Origin of the sequence: Flavobacterium sp. PL11 (assembly GCF_035985025.1) — a bacterium.
In the GTDB taxonomy this organism is placed as follows: Bacteria; Bacteroidota; Bacteroidia; order Flavobacteriales; family Flavobacteriaceae; genus Flavobacterium.
The window spans coordinates 1-2,436 of record NZ_JAXCIA010000067.1 but is presented as its reverse complement, the minus strand read 5'-3'; the positions used below and the strand labels follow the sequence as shown (position 1 = coordinate 2,436).

Below are 2,436 nucleotides of genomic sequence, written 5' to 3'. Positions count from 1 at the left end.
GTATCCACCCGAGCAACTACATCTTGTTTAGTTCAATAAGATTAATGATAGGAGCGTAATTTTACAATGATTTAGATTCCGCTAGTTGCTTGTAATTGTGGGGATACAGGTCTGTAATATTCTTGTGGTTTATAGATTGGATATTCTCAAGGGTATATTTTAGCCACTCAAAAGGATTTACGTTATGCTTTTTGCAGTTAGAAAAAAAGGTATAGGCCATAGCCGCTCTTTGAGCCGCATCGTGCGATCCGGCAAAAAGATAATTCTTTCTACCTAGGGCCACTGGTCTGATTGCATTTTCTACCAGATTATTATCTATTTGCAAGTTACCATCTAGTAGGTATGCCGATAAATTATCCCATCTTGTTTGAGAGTATGCAAGGGCTTTACCAATTTGGCTTTTTGGTAGGGTTAATTTGATTTGCAAAAACATCCACTTGCCTAGTTCGTTTATAATAGGTAAGCTTTGTTGAAGCCTCAGCTCTTTGATTTGCTCAGGTCCAAGATTTTGTTCTTTTGCTTTGCGCTCCACCGCATATAATTTTTGTATTTCAACTAAAACATGTTGTGCTTTTTGCTTGTCATTATCTAAGGCTCTTTCAAATTCTCGCCTAGCATGTGCCCAACAGCCCAGAGGAGTGATATCTGATTTTTTTCCATAAGCTTTGTATCCTGCATATCCGTCTGTTTGCAAGTAACCTTTAAAGTTTTGCAAAACAGGTAGTGCAGCGCTACTTGCACGAGTAGGGCTGTAATTGAATATCACAAGCTTGGATATTGGGGCATGATACACCCAATAATAACCCAGATGCGTTTTGTCTTTTTTCTTGTCGTCTAAAACCTTGATGGTGGTTTCATCCACTTGAAGATACCCTTCATTTTTAATATCCATTATCAGCTTCTCATACAAGGGTTTTAAAGCAGCCATGCTCTGAGCAGCCCAACCCTCTATTGTAGAAGAAGCAATATCAATATCTTCTCTTGAGAACCGTTGCTTTTGACGATATAGCGGAAGGTGATCCACATATTTATCTACTAGGATAGTGGCTAGTAGTCCTTCTGAAGGGATTCCTTTGTCTATGATTCTTTCGGGTAAATCCCCGATGGATATCTTGGTGTTGTCTTTATCCTTAGTTGCGTATTTGTATCGGATATATCTTTTGATTTTAAAGTGTCCCGGAACATAATCAAGTACATCTGTAGTTTCTTTGCCAATACAAACCTGATCAGACAAATCTCCTTCAGGGTAAATCTCGATTTCTTCAACTGGTAAATGATCCGGAAGTTTAGCCCTGCCTGGATGTTTCTTTTTAGAACGAGAATAAGTGATTTCTTCTTTGATAACCGCTTCTTGTTCTTCCAGAAGCTCTTGTTCTAGATCTAAAGGTAAAGTAGTTTGAGAAGGATCTTCAAAACGCTCTCGTTTTTGACCAAATTGCATACGGCGTAGTAATTCTACTAAACGTTGAAGTTCTTCAACTCGTTCTTCTAACCTAGAAGCTTTATCTTCTAAGTTTGAAGCTTTGTGTTCTAATTTAGAAGCTTTATCTTCTAACACGACTTCCTTTTTTTCAAGCCTAACAAGTTTTTTATCTTGTTTGGAAATAGTTTTATCCAGCACAGAAATGTTTTTTTGAGCTTTAGTTAAAAGCTCAAAAAGTTCCTGTTTTGATACGTTTTCTAGGTCTATTTCCATAGGCTAAATATACGTCAAAATCCTATATTTAACAAGGCTTAGGGCTGTTTTATTCTAAATAAAACCTTCTTTTTTTATTGCTTTTTATAATTTGAATTCCTTCGATCATCAACACCAAATCACTCCAATTAATTTGCAATTTAGTACTGGTTGAACCAGCAAAAGTTCCTTGCTCTAAGCGCTTGTAATAAAGAACAAAACCACCGGATTCCCAGTGTAAAAGTTTCATCTGATTATTATTGCGATTGATAAAAATGAATACTTCTCCACTGTGTGCTACGCGTCCTAATTCATTGGCAACAAGACCACACAAACCATTAAAACTTTTGCGCATATCACAAACTTTGGGGTAGAGTAAAAAAGTATGTGAACTACTTAGGCTAAACATTAATACAGGTTAACTAAAGCTGAAAGTTCACTTAAATTATCTGTATCAAGTCGTAGCACAACTCCATTAGGGTATACGATTTCGTATTTGTTTTCTAAAGCAAAAACTGGTTTTTTCAGTGCAATAAAACCTCCGCTTTGTACTTCTTCATTTTTACTTTTTCGTATCCAATAGCTGAAAGTTCCTAATTTAATACCTGCTTGATCGCAATACGCTTGTTGTGAAAGTCCACTTTGTTTCCAAGATTCAACTTGAGATAACATAAATTCATTTTTGTCCATGTCCAAATTGTTTAGAACAAAACTACTCCCTTAGGTTGATCTAAAAAATATGGGGTTCGTCGGGCGGATAC

Annotated in this window: 3 protein-coding genes; all 3 read right to left on the bottom strand. The window is 36.5% G+C overall.

Going from position 1 to position 2,436, the window contains the following annotated elements:
• Positions 1-61: 61 nt before the first annotated feature.
• The 3 genes from tnpC to tnpA are packed head-to-tail and all read right to left on the bottom strand — an operon-like array spanning position 62 to position 2,365.
• On the bottom strand, positions 62-1,696 hold the full coding sequence (tnpC, locus tag RCH18_RS15990) for an IS66 family transposase (protein ID WP_326937774.1): 1,635 nt from the start codon (positions 1,694-1,696) through the stop codon (positions 62-64).
• 49 nt (positions 1,697-1,745) lie between these two features.
• Positions 1,746-2,084, bottom strand: a complete 339-nt coding sequence (gene tnpB, locus RCH18_RS15985; RefSeq protein ID WP_326937773.1) for an IS66 family insertion sequence element accessory protein TnpB — start codon at positions 2,082-2,084, stop codon at positions 1,746-1,748.
• Positions 2,084-2,365 (bottom strand): IS66 family insertion sequence element accessory protein TnpA, encoded by a 282-nt coding sequence (tnpA, locus tag RCH18_RS15980; protein ID WP_326937772.1) that lies wholly within the window; start codon positions 2,363-2,365, stop codon positions 2,084-2,086. The genes tnpB and tnpA overlap by 1 nt, the downstream gene beginning before the upstream one ends.
• Positions 2,366-2,436 lie beyond the last annotated feature (71 nt).

Coding starts and splice junctions, on each gene's coding strand:
- tnpC (WP_326937774.1), bottom strand. CDS start 1,696: ATGGAAATAGACCTAGAAAACGTATCAAAACAGGAACTTTTTGAGCTT.
- tnpB (WP_326937773.1), bottom strand. CDS start 2,084: ATGTTTAGCCTAAGTAGTTCACATACTTTTTTACTCTACCCCAAAGTT.
- tnpA (WP_326937772.1), bottom strand. CDS start 2,365: ATGGACAAAAATGAATTTATGTTATCTCAAGTTGAATCTTGGAAACAA.